This is a genomic window from Agromyces albus, assembly GCF_030815405.1.
Lineage (GTDB): Bacteria > Actinomycetota > Actinomycetes > Actinomycetales > Microbacteriaceae > Agromyces > Agromyces albus_A.
This window is the reverse complement of record NZ_JAUSWX010000001.1, coordinates 3,819,414-3,835,467: the sequence shown is the minus strand read 5'-3', so window position 1 is coordinate 3,835,467 and position 16,054 is coordinate 3,819,414. Positions and strand designations below refer to the sequence as shown.

14 protein-coding genes and 1 tRNA gene are annotated in these 16,054 nt (G+C 68.7%); 13 read left to right on the top strand and 2 right to left on the bottom strand.

Going from position 1 to position 16,054, the window contains the following annotated elements; genetic code table 11:
* Positions 1–189: 189 nt before the first annotated feature.
* A complete protein-coding gene (locus QFZ29_RS18195; protein ID WP_306895795.1) occupies positions 190–510 on the bottom strand; it encodes a metal-sensitive transcriptional regulator in 321 nt (106 codons plus the stop codon).
* 124 nt (positions 511–634) lie between these two features.
* Between QFZ29_RS18195 and QFZ29_RS18190 the strand changes: the two genes are divergently transcribed.
* From QFZ29_RS18190 to QFZ29_RS18170, 5 genes are all read left to right on the top strand, one after another.
* Positions 635–952 (top strand): heavy-metal-associated domain-containing protein, encoded by a 318-nt coding sequence (locus tag QFZ29_RS18190; RefSeq protein WP_306895793.1) that lies wholly within the window; start codon positions 635–637, stop codon positions 950–952.
* Complete coding sequence (locus tag QFZ29_RS18185; protein WP_306895791.1) at positions 949–3,249, top strand: heavy metal translocating P-type ATPase; 2,301 nt, start codon at positions 949–951, stop codon at positions 3,247–3,249. Before QFZ29_RS18190 ends, QFZ29_RS18185 begins: the two co-directional genes overlap by 4 nt.
* The gene (locus tag QFZ29_RS18180) at positions 3,246–3,755 is read left to right on the top strand and encodes a hypothetical protein (RefSeq protein WP_306895789.1); all 510 of its coding nucleotides are present in this window, start codon (positions 3,246–3,248) and stop codon (positions 3,753–3,755) included. Before QFZ29_RS18185 ends, QFZ29_RS18180 begins: the two co-directional genes overlap by 4 nt.
* 92 nt (positions 3,756–3,847) lie before the next feature.
* Complete coding sequence (locus tag QFZ29_RS18175; RefSeq protein WP_306895788.1) at positions 3,848–4,435, top strand: DUF305 domain-containing protein; 588 nt, start codon at positions 3,848–3,850, stop codon at positions 4,433–4,435.
* Between the two features lie 204 nt (positions 4,436–4,639).
* Positions 4,640–5,122, top strand: coding sequence for a YciE/YciF ferroxidase family protein (locus QFZ29_RS18170; RefSeq protein WP_306895786.1), 483 nt, complete (start codon positions 4,640–4,642; stop codon positions 5,120–5,122).
* 58 nt (positions 5,123–5,180) lie between these two features.
* Here the strand turns inward: QFZ29_RS18170 and QFZ29_RS18165 are convergent.
* Positions 5,181–5,267, bottom strand: a tRNA-Leu gene (locus QFZ29_RS18165).
* A gap of 199 nt (positions 5,268–5,466) precedes the next feature.
* Between QFZ29_RS18165 and QFZ29_RS18160 the strand changes: the two genes are divergently transcribed.
* From QFZ29_RS18160 to QFZ29_RS18125, 8 genes are all read left to right on the top strand, one after another.
* Entirely contained in the window at positions 5,467–6,330 is an 864-nt protein-coding gene (locus tag QFZ29_RS18160; RefSeq protein WP_373426240.1) for an HAD family hydrolase, read from the top strand.
* Positions 6,327–8,837, top strand: coding sequence for a glycoside hydrolase family 65 protein (locus QFZ29_RS18155; protein ID WP_306895782.1), 2,511 nt, complete (start codon positions 6,327–6,329; stop codon positions 8,835–8,837). Before QFZ29_RS18160 ends, QFZ29_RS18155 begins: the two co-directional genes overlap by 4 nt.
* 66 nt (positions 8,838–8,903) lie before the next feature.
* A complete protein-coding gene (locus QFZ29_RS18150; protein WP_306895781.1) occupies positions 8,904–9,653 on the top strand; it encodes an FhaA domain-containing protein in 750 nt (249 codons plus the stop codon).
* Positions 9,650–10,195: an FHA domain-containing protein FhaB/FipA gene (locus QFZ29_RS18145; protein ID WP_306895779.1), complete on the top strand. Its 546-nt coding sequence runs from the start codon at positions 9,650–9,652 to the stop codon at positions 10,193–10,195. The genes QFZ29_RS18150 and QFZ29_RS18145 overlap by 4 nt, the downstream gene beginning before the upstream one ends.
* Positions 10,196–10,200: 5 nt before the next feature.
* Positions 10,201–11,430 carry a PP2C family protein-serine/threonine phosphatase gene (locus tag QFZ29_RS18140; protein WP_306895776.1) on the top strand — a complete coding sequence of 410 codons (1,230 nt, stop codon included), beginning with the start codon at positions 10,201–10,203 and terminating at the stop codon, positions 11,428–11,430.
* On the top strand, positions 11,423–12,832 hold the full coding sequence (locus tag QFZ29_RS18135) for an FtsW/RodA/SpoVE family cell cycle protein (RefSeq protein WP_373426239.1): 1,410 nt from the start codon (positions 11,423–11,425) through the stop codon (positions 12,830–12,832). The genes QFZ29_RS18140 and QFZ29_RS18135 overlap by 8 nt, the downstream gene beginning before the upstream one ends.
* Complete coding sequence (locus tag QFZ29_RS18130) at positions 12,829–14,283, top strand: peptidoglycan D,D-transpeptidase FtsI family protein (RefSeq protein WP_306895775.1); 1,455 nt, start codon at positions 12,829–12,831, stop codon at positions 14,281–14,283. The genes QFZ29_RS18135 and QFZ29_RS18130 overlap by 4 nt, the downstream gene beginning before the upstream one ends.
* Positions 14,280–16,004 carry a protein kinase domain-containing protein gene (locus QFZ29_RS18125; protein ID WP_306895773.1) on the top strand — a complete coding sequence of 575 codons (1,725 nt, stop codon included), beginning with the start codon at positions 14,280–14,282 and terminating at the stop codon, positions 16,002–16,004. Before QFZ29_RS18130 ends, QFZ29_RS18125 begins: the two co-directional genes overlap by 4 nt.
* Positions 16,005–16,054: the final 50 nt, after the last annotated feature.

Sequence of the window (16,054 nt, the reverse complement as noted above, 5' to 3'; positions counted from 1 at the left end):
GAGGGGCGAACGCCGCGTGGAAGAGCGCCCACGCCCGCCGCGCGACGTCGCGACGATCCTCGGGGTCGCTGCGGGCGAGCACGCCACTGAGCATCGAGACGGCGAGCAGCAGGTCGTCGGTCGCGACGTGGACACCGATGCGGCCCGCCCGCCAGCTCCCGTTCGAGCGCGCGCTCGGCCGCCTGACGATCAGGCTCGAACGAGCCGGGCGATGGCCTCGGATGCCTCGCGCAGCTTCGCTTCGGCCTCCTCGCCGCCTTCCTGCGCAGCCGTGAGCACGCAATGCGTCATGTGGTCGTTGAGCAGGCCGAGCGCGACGGCCTCGAGCGCCTTCGTCATGGCCGATACCTGGGTGAGGATGTCGATGCAGTACTTCTCGTCGGAGACCATGCCCTGCAGCCCGCGTGCCTGGCCCTCGATGCGCTTCAAGCGTCGCAGGTACTCGTCTTTGTCGCTGATGTAGCCGTGGTGGCTCGTGGCCGTGTGGCTCGTGTGGCTCGTGTAGCTCATGTGCATCCTCGTTCCGCTCGTGCGAGCTGCGCTGCCCTCGGTTGACAGACTACCCCTGTGGGGTATAGGAAGAGTGTACCCCATGGGGGTATATACTTCGATGAGTTCGAGTGAGGACACACCAATGCGCGACACCAACGGATCCCACGAGCACGGCTACGACCACGCATTCGAGCAGGGCCACGCCCACGAACACGGCGCTCCGGCGCCGGCTGTGGTCACCGCCGACTTCGGCGTCGCGGGCATGACCTGCTCGCACTGCGTCTCGTCCGTCTCCGAGGAGCTCGCCCGCCTCGACGGCGTGAAGCACGTCGACGTCGAGCTCGTCGCCGGCGGCGTGTCCCGCGTGACGGTCGCAAGCGAGGCCTCCCTCGACGAGCACCGCGTCGCGGCCGCCATCGATGAGGCCGGTTACGAGCTCGTCGGTGGCCTGTCACGATGACTGCCCAGCAGGTCGAACTGCTCGTCGGCGGCATGACCTGCGCGTCCTGCGCCGCTCGCATCGAGAAGCGCCTCAACCGGATGCCAGGGGTCGAGGCGACGGTGAACTATGCGACCGAGAAGGCGAGCGTGCACCTGCCCGACGGCGTCAGCGTCGATGATGCGATCGCGACCGTTGAGGCGACCGGCTACACCGCCGAGCTGCCGGCGCCCCCGCCGACCGAATCGACCGAGACCGGCGGCAGGCCCGAGATCGGCGCCGAAGCGGCATCCCTCCGCCAGCGCCTGTTGGTCTCGATCGCGCTGACGATCCCGGTCGTGGCGATGTCGATGATCCCGGTGCTGCAGTTCACGAACTGGCAGTGGCTCGCCCTCGCCCTCGCCGCCCCGGTCGCCGTCTGGGGTGCGTGGCCGTTCCATCGCGCCGCGTGGCTGAACCTCAGGCACGGCGCCGCGACGATGGACACCCTCATCAGCGTCGGCGTCCTCGCCGCGCTCGGCTGGTCGCTCTACGCGTTGTTCTTCGGCATGGCAGGAATGGCCGGCATGACGATGAACTTCGTCCTGTTCAGCGAGCCGGGCGGCGGGGCCGACGAGGTCTACCTCGAGGTCGCCGCAGCCGTCACGGTCTTCATCCTCGCCGGGCGATACGTCGAGGCCCGCGCGAAGCGGCGTTCCAACGCCGCCATCACGGCGCTCCTCGAGATGGGCGCCAAGGAGGCGACCGTGCTCCGCGGCGGAGTCGAGCTGCGAGTGCCCGCAGCGAACCTCGTGGTGGGCGACCTGTTCGTGGTCCGCCCCGGCGAGAAGGTCGCGACCGACGGCAGGGTCGTCGAGGGCAGCTCGGCCGTCGACGCGAGCATGCTCACGGGCGAGGCCGTTCCCGTCGAGGTCGGGCCCGGCGACGAGGTCGTCGGTGCCACCATGAACGCGGGCGGGCGACTCATCGTGCGCGCCAAGCGAGTGGGCGCCGACACGGAACTCGCCGCCATGGCCCGTCTCGTCGAGCAGGCGCAGACCGGCAAGGCCGACGTGCAGCGCCTCGCAGACCGCGTCTCGGCCGTGTTCGTGCCCATCGTCATCGCGCTTGCGCTCGCGACGCTCGCCGTGTGGTTGCTCATCGGCGCGAGCCCCGAGGTCGCGTTCACGGCTGCTGTCGCGACGCTCATCATCGCGTGCCCGTGCGCGCTCGGCCTCGCGACCCCGACGGCATTGCTCGTCGGCACCGGGCGCGGCGCACAGCTCGGCATCCTGATCAAAGGCCCGCAGATCCTCGAGTCGACTCGCCGCGTCGACACGATCGTGCTCGACAAGTCGGGAACGGTCACGACCGGGAAGATGAGCCTCAGCGCCGTCGTCCCGGCAGCGGGCGAGGATGCCTCCGAGGTGCTGCGGCTCGCCGGTGCGGCCGAGACCGGCTCCGAGCACCCGATCGGCGCGGCGATCGCTGCCGCGGCCCGCGACGGCGGCGAGCCCTTGCCGGCGTTGGAGTCGTTCAGCTCCGAGCAGGGGCTCGGTGTGCAGGCCGTCGTCGACGGGCACCTCGTGCTCGTCGGTCGCCCCTCGTGGCTCTTCGCCCAGTGGGGACTCACGCTTCCGGCTGACCTCGCCGAACAGCAGGCGTCGCTCGAGATCACCGGCGGCACCGTCGTCGCGATCGCCTGGGACGGTCGGACTCGAGGCATCCTCGCGGTCTCCGACAGGGTGAAGGTCACGAGTGCCGCGGCTGTGGCACAGCTCAAGGCGCTGGGGCTGAACCCGATCCTCCTCACCGGCGACAACGAACGGGCGGCTCGCGCGGTCGCGACAGAGGTGGGCATCGACGACGTGCGCGCTGAAGTGCTGCCCGCTGAGAAGGCCGACGTGGTGCGCGCCCTGCAGGAGGGTGGCCACGTCGTCGCGATGGTCGGTGACGGCGTGAACGACGCCGTCGCCCTCGCGACGGCCGACCTCGGCATCGCGATGGGAACCGGCACGGATGTCGCGATCGAAGCCAGCGACCTGACCCTCGTGCGCAGCGACCTGGTCGCCGTCGTCGACGCGATCCGCCTCTCCCGGCGAACGCTCGCAACCATCAAGGCCAACCTCTTCTGGGCGTTCGCGTACAACGTCGCGGCCATCCCGTTGGCGATGCTCGGCATGCTGAATCCGCTCGTCGCGGGCGCGGCGATGGCGCTGTCATCGGTGTTCGTGGTGAGCAACAGCCTCCGGCTGCGCCGCTTCCGCGGTGCCCCCGACACGACCGCCGCGCCGTCCCTCCGTCAGCGCCGAGACGAAGTCGTGGTCGTCTCGACATGAGCCGCCGCTTCCGCGCCGTCCGGCGCACCATCCTGAGCACGCTCGGCATGGCGGCCGTCGTCATCGGGCTCCTGGCGATGCACTCCTCCGGAGCGGAGCATCCGGCAGTCGCCCGACTGCCCGCCGTGACCGCGACCGCGGCTGCCGTGCACACCGTGCACACCGGGCACACCGGGCACACCGGGCACACCGGGCACACCGGCCACGCTGCCGAAGCGCCGTTCGTCCTGACCGCCACCGCGGCCGCCGCCTCGACCGCGCTCGTCAGCGAAGCGGCATCCGCCGTGCACTGCGATGACGCCTGCATGCACGGCGTGCTCGATTGCGCCGCGATGGTGATGACGTGCGCGATGCTCCTCGCGGCGGCTGCGCTGATCGTGTTCGCTCGCCCGGTCGTGTATCGCGAGCCTCACGACGCCGGCGCCCGCATCCTCGCCGCCCTCCCCGACATCCCACTGCCCGTTCACCGTCCCGACCTGACCGCCCTCTCCATCAGTCGCACGTAAGCCGACCGACCTCCTCTCGCCGATTCGGCCGCATTCGCCATGCCCGTCGGCAGTTCCGGCTCGACCAATTCCGACGATGAAAGAAGATCACCATGCTGAACACACGCAAGATCGTCCTCGTGACCGCCGCGGCGGCGGTCGCCCTCACCCTGACCGGCTGCGCGGGAGGAGGCATGTCCGGAATGGACATGAGCGCCTCGGATGCCCCAGGTCCTGAAAAGTCCGCCGGCTTCAACGACGCCGACGTCATGTTCGCCCAGATGATGATCCCGCACCACGAGCAGGCCGTGGAGATGAGCGACCTGCTCCTCGCCGAAGACGGCATCGACGATCGGGTCCGCGATCTCGCAACCCAGATCAAGAACGCCCAGCAGCCCGAGATCGACCAGATGACGGAGATGCTCTCCGAGTGGGGTCAGGAGGAGAGCGGCATGGGCGGCATGGACGGCGGTGGCCTCTTGTCCGACGAGGACATGACGGCGCTCGAGGATGCCACGGGCGATGACGCGGCCCGGCTGTTCCTCGAGGGGATGATCGTGCATCACGAGGGCGCCATCGAGATGGCCGAGGCCGAGGCCGCCGACGGCGAGAACGCCGAGGCGAAGGAGCTCGCCGAGACGATCATCGCCGCCCAGACCGACGAGATCGCCGTCATGCAGGAACTGCTCGCCGACTTCTAGTCACTCGGGCAGTACGCAGCGCTCCACACCCGTCGCGTTCCAGGCGGGGGCCCTTCCTTCTTATAGGGGCCCCCGCCCAGCCTCTACTCAGAACCCGCCGCCGCTGGCAACCCCTGTCGTGCTCGTCATCCAAGCGCGACGATGAAACTCGACCCGCAAGGCGCCCGCGTTGCCGCGCGGACGAATGACGGAAAGGACACCGACATGGTTCAGCAGACATTGAAGAGCCCGACGGACCTGCTTCACTTCCAGCTCCGTACCGCGATGACGATGGAGAACGACTCGCTCGCCGCTCTCGGCGAACTGCAGAAGGCGGCGAAGACCGCCGAGATCAAGCAGCTCTTCCGCCACCACGCCGGTGAGACGAAGGAGCAGATCGCGAACCTGCAGCAGGTGTTCCGCCTCCTCGAGTTCAAGGAGTCGACGGCTCCGTCGCCGAGCACGAAGGGCATCTCCAAGCAAGCGGCATCGCTCCTCGAGCGCAGCGCCCCGAAGCTCCGCGACCAGGTCGCGCTCACGAGCGCGCTCGGCAACGAGCACTACGAGATCTCCGCCTACCAGTCGCTCATCGTGCCGACCACGGCGATGGGCTTCTCCGAAGTGGTGAGCCTGCTGCAGGCGAACCTCGACCAGGAGGTGCACACGAGCGAAGAGCTGCAGAAGACCCTGCAGAAGATCCTCGCCTGAGAGCTTGCGTGATGAGTGTCACGCACCGGCTCGAATTCGAGCCGGTCGAAATGTCAGGTGGTGCGCGAGGGGGGACTTGAACCCCCACACCCTTGCGAGTACTGGCACCTGAAGCCAGCGCGTCTGCCAATTCCGCCACTCGCGCACGTGCAGCGCGCCGAAGCGCGCCAACCAAGCGAGATTATCACCCTTGGGCGGCCAAAGCCATTCGAGCGGCGCGTCGCCGGCCGCGCCAAGCCGAGTCGCGAACCCTTGGCGATTCCTTCGAGTCTGCATTCTGCCTCGCGCTCGCCCGTCCTCGGGAATAACATCGTCTCGCGGGTTCTGGCGCCCCGGCCGACACGATGAAAGGAACGCCCGTGACCCCCTCCCCCACCTCAGACGCTGCTGCCGTCGATCTCACCGGCATCCGCGGCTATCTTTTCGACCTCGACGGCGTGCTCACGCCGACCGCCGTCGTGCACATGCACGCGTGGTCGCGCCTGTTCACGCCGATCCTCGAGGCCCACGGCGTCGCGCCGTACACCGACGACGACTACTTCGCCTACATCGACGGCAAGCCCAGGTACGACGGCGTTCGGAGCCTCCTCGAGAGCCGCGGCATCCGCGTGCCTGAAGGCGCGCCGACGGATGCCCCGACCGCCGATACCGTGCACGGCTTCGGCAATCGCAAGAACGAGGCGTTCAACGCGACCCTCGCCGAAGAGGGCGTCACGGCCTACGCCGGAAGCGTCGCCTTCCTCGACGCCGTAGAGCGCGCAGGCCACAAGGTCGCCGTCGTCTCGAGCTCGAAGAACGCGCCGTCGGTGCTCGAGGCCGCGGGCCTCGCCTATCGGTTCGACGTGGTCGTCGACGGCGCCGTCGCCGTGCGCGACGGCCTGCCGGGCAAGCCCGAGCCCGACACCTTCGAGCGCGCCGCCGAGCTGCTGGGCCTGCCGACCACCGTGTGCGCCGTCGTCGAAGACGCCGAGTCGGGCGTGAAGGCGGGCGCGGCGGGCGAGTTCGGCATCGTGATCGGCGTCGACCGCGGTGTCGGGCGCGCCGCCCTCGAGGAGCTCGGCGCCGACGTGATCGTCGACGAGCTCGATGAACTGATCCCCGCGGTCGAGCGTGCCGCCGCGGCATCCGACCCTGGGTCTCGAGACGCGACGTCGTCGCTCGTCGACCCGCATGCCAGCACCTCTATCCCCCGAGAGGACCCTGAATGAGGTTCGCCGACCACGACCCCCTGAACCGCAGCCGCTTCCCCGTCGACGAGTGGGCACTCGTCGAGACCGAGTTCGGCGTCGGCGACCTCGGCCGCACCGAGACGCTCTTCGCCGTCGGCAACGGCTACCTCGGGCTCCGCGGCAACGTCGAGGAGGGTCGCGACGGGCACATGCAGGGCACGTTCGTGAATGGCTTCCACGAGACGTGGCCGATCCGTCACGCCGAGGAGGCGTTCGGCTTCGCGCGCGTCGGGCAGACGATCGTGAACGCCCCCGATGCGAAGATCATCCGTCTCTACGTCGACGACGAGCCGCTCGTACTCACCGAGGCCGAGCTGCTCAGCTATGAGCGCCGCCTCGACTTCCGCCTCGGAGCGCTCTCGCGTTCGATCATCTGGCGCACCCCGTCGGGCAAGCGGGTGCTCATCACGAGCCGCCGTATGGTCTCGTTCACCGACCGACACCTCGCCGTGCTCGACTACGAGGTCGAGATGCTCGACGCGGATGCCGCGGTCACGATCTCGAGCCAGATCCTCAACCGTCAAGACGGCCGCGACGAGTACCGCTCGGGCGTGCTCGAGGCGGCGGGCGCATTCGACCCGCGCAAGGCCGAGCAGTTCACCGAGCGCGTGCTGCAGCCGCGCCACAAGCGTCGCACCGAGGGTCGCTACGTGCTCGGCTACCAGTGCACCAACTCGGCCATGACGATCGCGATCGGCGCCGAGCACTCGATCACGACCGACAACGCATTCACCGAGTCGGGTTCGATCGAAGACGACCTCGCGAAGCACATCTACAAGGTGCATGCCAAGCAGGGCGAGCCGATCCGCATCACGAAGACCGTCAGCTATCACACCGCACGCCGGGTGCCCGCGCGCGAGCTCGTCGACCGGTGCGACCGCACGCTCGACCGCGCCGCCGAACTCGGCGTCGGCGAGGTGTTCGCGCAGCAGCGCGCCTGGCTCGACGACTACTGGGCCCGCTCCGACGTCGGGATCGCGGGTCAGCCGGCGATCCAGCAGGCTACGAGGTGGAACCTCTTCCAGCTGGCGCAGGCCACCGCCCGCACCGACGGCGGCGGCGTCGCCGCGAAGGGCGTCTCGGGTTCCGGCTATGGCGGCCACTACTTCTGGGACAGCGAGGTCTACGTCCTCCCGTTCCTGAGCTACACGGCCCCGATCGTCGCGCGCAACGTGCTGAGATTCCGGCAACGGATGCTCGACGCCGCACGCGCCCGTGCGCTCGAGCTCAACCAGCGCGGGGCCCTGTTCCCGTGGCGCACGATCAATGGACTCGAGTCGTCGGCGTACTACGCCGCGGGCACCGCCCAGTACCACATCGACGCCGACATCTCCTATGCCGTGTGCCAGTACGTGGCGGCCACGGGCGACGAGGACTTCCTGGGCCGCGGAGCCATCGACATCCTCGTCGAGACCGCTCGCATGTGGGAAGACCTGGGCTTCTGGCGCACCAACACCGACGACGTGTTCCACATCCACGGCGTGACCGGCCCCGACGAGTACACGACCGTCGTGAACGACAACCTGTACACGAACGTCATGGCGCGCTCGAACCTCGCGGCGGCGGCATCCGCCGTCGACAACCTGCAGGTGCTCGACCCCATCGGCTACCACCGGCTCGTCGACCGTCTCGGCGTCACCGCGGCCGAGGTGGCGAGCTGGCGGCGCGCCGCCGCGCACATGCACATCCCGTTCGACCAGCAGCTCGGCATCCATCCGCAGGACTCGGCCTTCCTCCAGAAGGAGCTCTGGGACCTCGAGAACACTCCCGAAGACCGCCGGCCGCTGCTCCTGCACTACCACCCGCTCGTCATCTACCGCTTCCAGGTGCTGAAGCAGGCCGACGTGGTGCTCGCGCTCTACCTGCAGGGCGACCGCTTCACGACCGAGGAGAAACGCGCCAACTTCGAGTACTACGACCCGCTGACCACGGGCGACTCCACGCTCTCGGCGGTCGTGCAGTCGATCATCGCCGCCGAGGTCGGCTACCACGAGCTCGCGCTGCGCTACTTCCGCTCGGCGCTGTTCGTCGATCTCGCCGATCTCCACCACAACGCCGCCGACGGCGTGCACGTGGCGTCGGCCGGCGGCGTGTGGAGCACGCTCGTGTCGGGATTCGGAGGATTCCGCGACCACAACGGCATCTTCAGCTTCGATCCGCGCCTGCCCGATGGCTGGGAGCAACTGATGTTCCGCATCACCTTGCGAGGTACCCGCCTGCGGGTCGTCCTCACGGGCGATTCGATCACGTTCTCCGTCGAAGAGGGCGTGGAGGCCCGGGTACGCGTGCGCGGTGCCGAGGTCGTCGTCACGACCCTCTCCGAGGTGTCGGTGCCGCTGCACGGACAGGGCCCGCGACTCTACGGTTCGCCCACGATGCGCGACGTCACCGGCTCGCGCCGGGCCGACGGCACCCTGCTCACCGCGTCGATCCCGACCCTGTCCCTCGACTCCGAAGAGGCGGAATCCACAGTCCCTGTCGACTGATCGCAACTGGTTCACAGTCGCTCGGGCTACCATGTCACACAGTCACGGAACCGGATCGGGAGACCTGTGGGCCTACTGGACAACTTCGAGAAGGGTCTCGAGCGCGCCGTCAACGGCGCGTTCGCGAAGACCTTTCGCTCGGGACTGCAGCCCGTCGAGATCACCTCGGCACTGAAACGCGAGATCGACACGAAGGCCGCAGTCGTCTCGCGCGACCGCGTGCTCGTGCCGAACACGTTCACCGTGCGCATGGCGCCGGCCGATCATGACAACATGGCGAGCCTCGGGCCGGCGCTCATCGACGAGCTCGTCGACCTCGTGCAGAAGCACGCGGCGACCCAGCGCTTCCAGTTCGCGGGCGGCATCTCGATCGCGCTGCAGGCCGACCCCGGCCTCAGCGTCGGCATGGTGCAGGTCGACTCGCGCAACGTGAAGGGCCAGGTCGCCTGGACGCCCGTGCTCGAGGTCAACGGCAAGCGGCATCCGATCCTCAAGGGCCGCACGGTCATCGGGCGCGGCAGCGAGGCCGATCTCACCCTCGACGACTCCGGCGCCTCGCGCCGCCACGCCGAAGTGCAGTGGGACGGAACGCGGGCCCGCGTGCGCGACCTGGGCTCCACGAACGGCACCCAGCTGAACGGATCACCCGTCAAAGACGCCATCCTCGAACCTGATTCGGTCATCACCATCGGGCGCTCCCGCATCACGTTCCGGGTGCTTGCGCAAGCGACGCCGGGGGCCTCCGACTCCCGCGGTCGCACCGACCCGGCCACCGAACGCCATGACATGGGCGGGTTCTGGGGGCCCGGCGAATGAGCGAACTGACCCTCCTCGTCCTGCAACTCGGCTTCCTGCTGCTCCTCTGGGTGTTCATCTTCGCGATCATCTACGCCCTGCGCAGCGACCTCTTCGGCCAGCGGGTGCGCAAGCTGCAGCCCGATGCCGTCGCCGCACCGGTCGCCGCCGCGGCATCCGTCTTCCCGAGCTCGCCGGTCACGCCGCCGCCGACACCCGCGGTCACCTCCCCGGTCGGTCGCCCGGGCGCCGGCGAGCTCGCCTCAACCGAGAACGCCACCCGGCTCGTCATCACCTCCGGAGCGAAGGCCGGGGCCGAGTTCCCGCTCGGCCGAGACGAGATCACGATCGGGCGCTCGAGCGACTCGGCGATCATCATCCGTGACGACTACACGTCCACCCATCACGCGCGGCTCATGCTGTGGAACGGCCGCTGGATGATCCAAGACCTCGACTCCACGAACGGCACGTTCCTCGGCGGCTCACGAGTGACGGTGCCCACCCCGGTGCCCCTCGGAGCCACGGTGAAAGTCGGAGCAACGACGTTCGAGCTGCGACGGTAGCCCCGATGGCGACTGTCAAGGCGAGCGCTGCGGTCTCGCACGTCGGGCGGATCCGCGCGAACAACCAAGATTCCGGCTATGCCGGCCGGCAGTTGTTCCTCGTCGCCGACGGCATGGGCGGCCACGCCGGCGGCGACGTCGCGAGCGCCATTGCGACCCGCCGCATCGCCGAGGCCGATGCCGACTACAACGGCATCACGGATGCCGCATCCGAACTCCAGTCCGCCCTGATCTCAGCGAACCGTCAGCTCGCCGAGACCGTCGCCGAGCACTCCGAGCTCACCGGCATGGGCACCACAGTGAGCGCGCTGCTCCTGCACGACGACCACGTGGTGATCGCGCACATCGGCGACTCCCGCATCTATCTGCTGCGGTCGGGCGAGCTCAGCCAGATCTCCACCGACCACACCTTTGTGCAGCGCCTCGTCGACGCCGGCCGCATCACCGCCGAGGAGGCGATGGTGCACCCTCGACGTTCCGTGCTCATGCGCGTGCTCGGCGACGTGGAAGCGTCACCCGAGATCGACACGATGCTGCTCGACACGCGCGCCGGCGACCGGTGGATGCTGTGCTCCGACGGGCTCTCGGGCGTTGTGAGCTTCGACGACATCCACGAGCTGATGTCGGCCGAGGCCGGCGCGAAGCAAGTCGCCGACCGGCTCGTGAAGGCCTCGCTCGACGGCGGCGCACCCGACAACGTCACGGTCGTGGTCATCGACATCGGCGAGCCGCCCGCGCCCGCCACCCCTCCGCTCGTGGTGGGCTCGGCGGCGGCGCCGCTCGCGTTCGGCGCGCCCGAGCCGGTGCGAGCCCGCGGCATCCGGCTCACGCCCTTCCGTCCGCACCCCGTGCAGGAGACGCACTTCGAGCCCGACTCGGCCGATTACTTCGACGAGATCATCGAGGAAGACGCCCGCCGCCGACGCCGGCGCCGATGGATGTGGGGCTTCTGGATCGTGCTGCTCATCGGCGCGATCTTCACGACCTTCGCACTCGGCTACCAATGGACCCAGACCCGCTACTACGTGGGCGAGTCGAACGGGCGGGTCGCGATCTTCCAGGGCATCCAGCAGGACCTCGGGCCCATCTCGCTGCACGAGCTCCACACCGAGACCGGCCTCGACGTCGCCGACCTCCGCACCTACGACCAGCAACGCGTCGAGCAGACGATCAGCGCCGGCTCGTTCTCCGAGGCGTACCGTATCGTGCAGCGACTGGAGGACTCCCTTGACTGACCAGAGCGGGCCCATCGTGGGCGCCCCGCGGTCGGCCGCCCCGCCGACCGCGAGCGTGCGACGCATCCGGCTGCCCCAGAAGCTGCGCAACCTCGAGCTGGGCCTCCTGCTCGTCGCGTGCATCATCAACGCCGGAGCGATCGTGCTCGTGCAGCTCGGCGCGCTCGGCCGCGTCGACACCCAGCTCGTGCTGCTCGGCGCGGGCCTCTCGGCGCTCGTGTTCGGATTGCACATCTGCATGCGGTTCGTCGCTCGCGACGCCGACCCGTTCCTGCTGCCGATCGCGACCGTGCTCAACGGCCTCGGCATCGCCATGATCTACCGCATCGACATCGCGTTCGGCGACACCGGATGGGAGAGCGCCGCGGTGCGGCAGATCGCATGGAGCGCCATCGCGATCATCGCCGGCATCGCCACGATCCTCGTCATCCGCAACCACCGGGTGCTCTTCCGGTACACCTACCTCTCGGGGCTCGTCGCGATCGTGCTCCTGCTCCTGCCGCTCGTGCCCGGACTCGGCCGCCAGGTGAGCGGCGCCCGCGTGTGGATCGGCTTCGGCGACGTCGCCACCTTCCAGCCCGGCGAGATCGCGAAGATCGCCCTCGCGGTCTTCTTCGCGGGGTACCTCGTGCGCAACCGCGACAGCCTCTCGATGGTGGGCACCAAGCTGCTCGGCATGCGGTTCCCGCGGGCTCGCGACCTGGGTCCGCTCCTCGTGGTGTGGGCGCTGTCGATGGCCGTCATCGTGTTCCAGCGCGATCTCGGCACCGCGCTCCTCTACTTCGGCCTGTTCCTCGTGATGCTCTACGTCGCGACCAGCCGGTTGTCGTGGGTCGTGCTCGGGCTCACGCTGTTCTTGAGCGGCGCGCTCATCGCGAGCCAGACGCTCGACTACGTGAACGGCCGATTCCGCAACTGGCTCGACGCGTTCAACCCCGAGGTCTACAACGCCGACGGCGGCAGTTTCCAGCTCGTGCAGGGGCTCTTCGGCCTCGCGCACGGCGGACTGATCGGCAGCGGCCTCGGCGAGGGCCGGCCCGACATCACCCCCGTGCCGCAGAGCGACTACATCATCGCGAGCCTCGGTGAGGAGCTGGGCCTCGCGGGCGTCTTCGCGATCCTCGCCCTCTACGTGCTCTTCGTGGCACGAGGCTTCCGCATCGGCTTCGCCGGCCAAGACGACTTCGGCAAGCTGCTCGGCGTGGGCCTCGCGTTCGTCGTCGCCCTGCAGGTGTTCATCGTCGTGGGCGGCGTCACCCGCGTCATCCCGCTCACCGGACTCACGACGCCGTTCCTCGCGGCGGGCGGTTCGTCACTCGTCGCGAACTGGATCATCGTCGGGCTGCTGCTGCGACTGTCCGACACGGTACGCAACCACCCGAGGCTGGTGATCGACGGATGAATCGCGAGCTCAAGCGCGTCTCGATACTCGCTCTCCTCATGTTCCTGACCCTTCTCGTCGCCTCGACGATCATCCAGTACGCGCAGGCGGAGTCCCTCGGGGCCGACCCGCGCAATTCCCGCACGCTCTACGACAGCTACTCGGTCGAGCGCGGCCCAATCCTCGTCGGCGGCGATCCGATCGCCTATTCCCAGCCCTCCGACGACGACTACAAGTTCCAGCGCGTCTACGCGAACGGCCCGCTCTATGCCCCGATCACCGGGTTCATCCCGGTGAACGGCGAGGCGACTGGGCTGGAGCGCTCGCTCAACGACTTCCTGAGCGGACAATCGAGCAGCCAGTTCTTCGACTCCATCAACCGCTTGATCTCCGGACAGGATCCGATGGGTGCCTCCGTCGAGGTCGCGATCGACCCCGTGCTGCAGCAGGCGGCCTGGGATGCGCTCGGCGACTACACCGGCGCCGTCATCGTGACCGAGCCGAGCACCGGACGCATCCTCGCCATGGTCACGAAACCCACGTACGACCCCAATACGCTCGCGGTGCACAGCGGAGACCAGGTGGAGGCCACCTACGAAGGGCTGCTCGCCGACCCGGGCGACCCGCTCTTCAATCGCGCGACGGGCGGCGATATGAACCCGCCCGGCTCGGTGTTCAAGCTCGTGGTCACTGCGGCCGCCCTCGAATCCGGCCGGTACACGCCCGACAGCACCTTCCCGAACCCCGGAACGCTCACGCTGCCCGGCAGCGACGCGGTGGTGCGCAACTCCGGTGGTGGCACGTGCGGCGGTGGCGCCGAGGTCACGCTCGCCACCGCGCTGCGGCTCTCGTGCAACATCCCGATGGCGCAGCTCGGCATGGAGCTCGGCGACACCGCGATCCGAGAGCAGGCGGAGAAGTTCGGCTTCAACCGTGAGTTCGAGATCCCCACCCTGACGGAGTCGAGCGTCTACCCCCGTGCCCTCGACGATCCCCAGACCGGGCTCAGCGCGTTCGGTCAGGGCGAGGTTCGCGCCACACCCTTGCAGATGGCCATGGTTTCGGGGGCGATCGCGAACGGAGGCATCGTCATGAACCCGAATCTCATCGACGCCATCGTCGCGCCCGACTTCACTCCGTTGCAGGAGTTCGAGGGCTCGGAATTCGGCCGTGCGATCAGCGAGTCGACGGCGAACACCATGGTGCAGATGATGGTCAACGGCGTCGAAGACGGTGCCGCGAGTAATGCAAGAATAGACGACGTCAGCGTGGCCGGTAAGACGGGTACAGCAGAGAACGGTGAGAGTGACCCCTACACTCTCTGGTTCACAGGTTTTGCCCCCGCCGACGACCCTCAGTATGCAATCACGGTGCTCGTGGAAGATGGCGGGGGACTTGGTCAGGAGGGGTATGGCAATCTCATTGCTGCACCCGTCGCAAAGCAGGTACTAGAGGCGGTGCTGAACAAATGAGACCGAGCGCAGGGCTCACCTTCGGAGGGCGCTACGAGCTGCAATCCCGCATCGCGATCGGCGGGATGGGCGAGGTGTGGCAAGCCACCGACCTCGTCATCGGCCGTCAGGTAGCGATCAAGATCCTGAAGGATGAGTACCTCGGCGACCCCGGTTTCCTCGAGCGCTTCCGCGCTGAGGCCCGGCACGCCGCCCTCGTGAACCACGAGGGCATCGCGAACGTCTTCGACTACGGCGAGGAAGACGGCAGCGCCTACCTCGTCATGGAACTCGTGCCGGGCGAGGCGCTCTCGACCGTCCTCGAACGAGAGCACGTGCTCTCGACCGACAAGGTGCTCGACATCGTCGCCCAGACGGCGGCGGCGCTGCAGGCTGCCCACGCGGCCGGTCTTGTGCACCGCGACATCAAGCCCGGCAACCTGCTCATCACGCCCGACGGGCGCGTGAAGATCACCGACTTCGGCATCGCTCGCATCGCCGACCAGGTGCCGCTCACCGCCACGGGCCAGGTCATGGGCACCGTGCAGTACCTCTCGCCCGAGCAGGCCTCCGGCCACCCCGCCTCGCCGACGACCGACATCTACTCGCTCGGCATCGTCGCCTACGAGGCCCTCGCCGGCCGGCGCCCCTTCACCGGGGAGTCGCAAGTGGCGATCGCGATGGCGCAGATCAACGAGACGCCGCCCGACCTGCCCGTCACCGTGTCCGAACCGGTGCGCAATCTGGTCTACGCGTGCATCGCGAAGAACCCGGCCGACCGTCCGCAGTCGGCCGCACACCTGGCTCGTGCCGCGACCGCGCTCCGGCGAGGCGACGTGCAGGCTGCGGCAGCAGCCGTTCCCGCCGTGCTCGGCGCCGGCATGACCGCGGCCACGATGCTCATGCCCAACCAGGGCGCAACGGCGGCGACCACCGTGCTGCCGTCTGCAGCCGCAGCTGGCGCCGCCGGTGCCGGTGCCGCTGGTCTCGGCGTCCCCGCCGACGGCGAGGAGCCCACGAAGAAGCGCAGCCCGTGGACCTGGCCGCTCATCGTGCTCATCGCGCTCCTCGCGATCGTGCTCATCGGCACGATCATCGCATTCGCACTGAACGGTGGCGGCGGAGGCGGCGCGACACCGTCGACCTCGACAAGTCGGACGACACCAACGCCCACGCCCACGCCCACCACGCCACCGCCCGCTCCACCCACGAGCGCGGCACCCACCACCGCGCAGATCACGCGCGAGGAGTACCTCGGTCTCACCGTCGATGAGGCGCGAGCCAAGCTCGAGGGTCTGGGCATGGTCGCGAACGCCGTCGAGGGCAACGCGGCGACGACCCCCGAAGACGCCGGCCGCGTCTACGAGGTGAACCCCACCGGACCGGTGCCGATCGGCGACCAGGTGACGATCACGTACTACGCCAACCCCGTCACCCCGTCGACTCCGACCGACGCGCCCACCACCGACAAAGACTCGGTGAACAGCGGCGGCACGGTGAAGGTGTCGTGGAGTGCGCAGAGCTGCCCCGCCGGGCAGACGCTCTCAGGCTACGAAGTGCAGGTCACCGGAGACGCAGCGATCCAGGGCGGTGGAGTCGTCGGGCCGGGCAGCACCACCGTCAACGTCACGGCAGGCAGTCAGCCGTTCGACGTCTCGTACCGCTACTTCTGCGGCCAACTGAGTTCGGAGTTCTCTCCGACGACCAGTGTCGCGATCGACGGCCTCGACCTCGACGGCTGAGCGCAGTCGACCACTGACGAGATGACGAGCAGAAGGGACGGAACTGCACG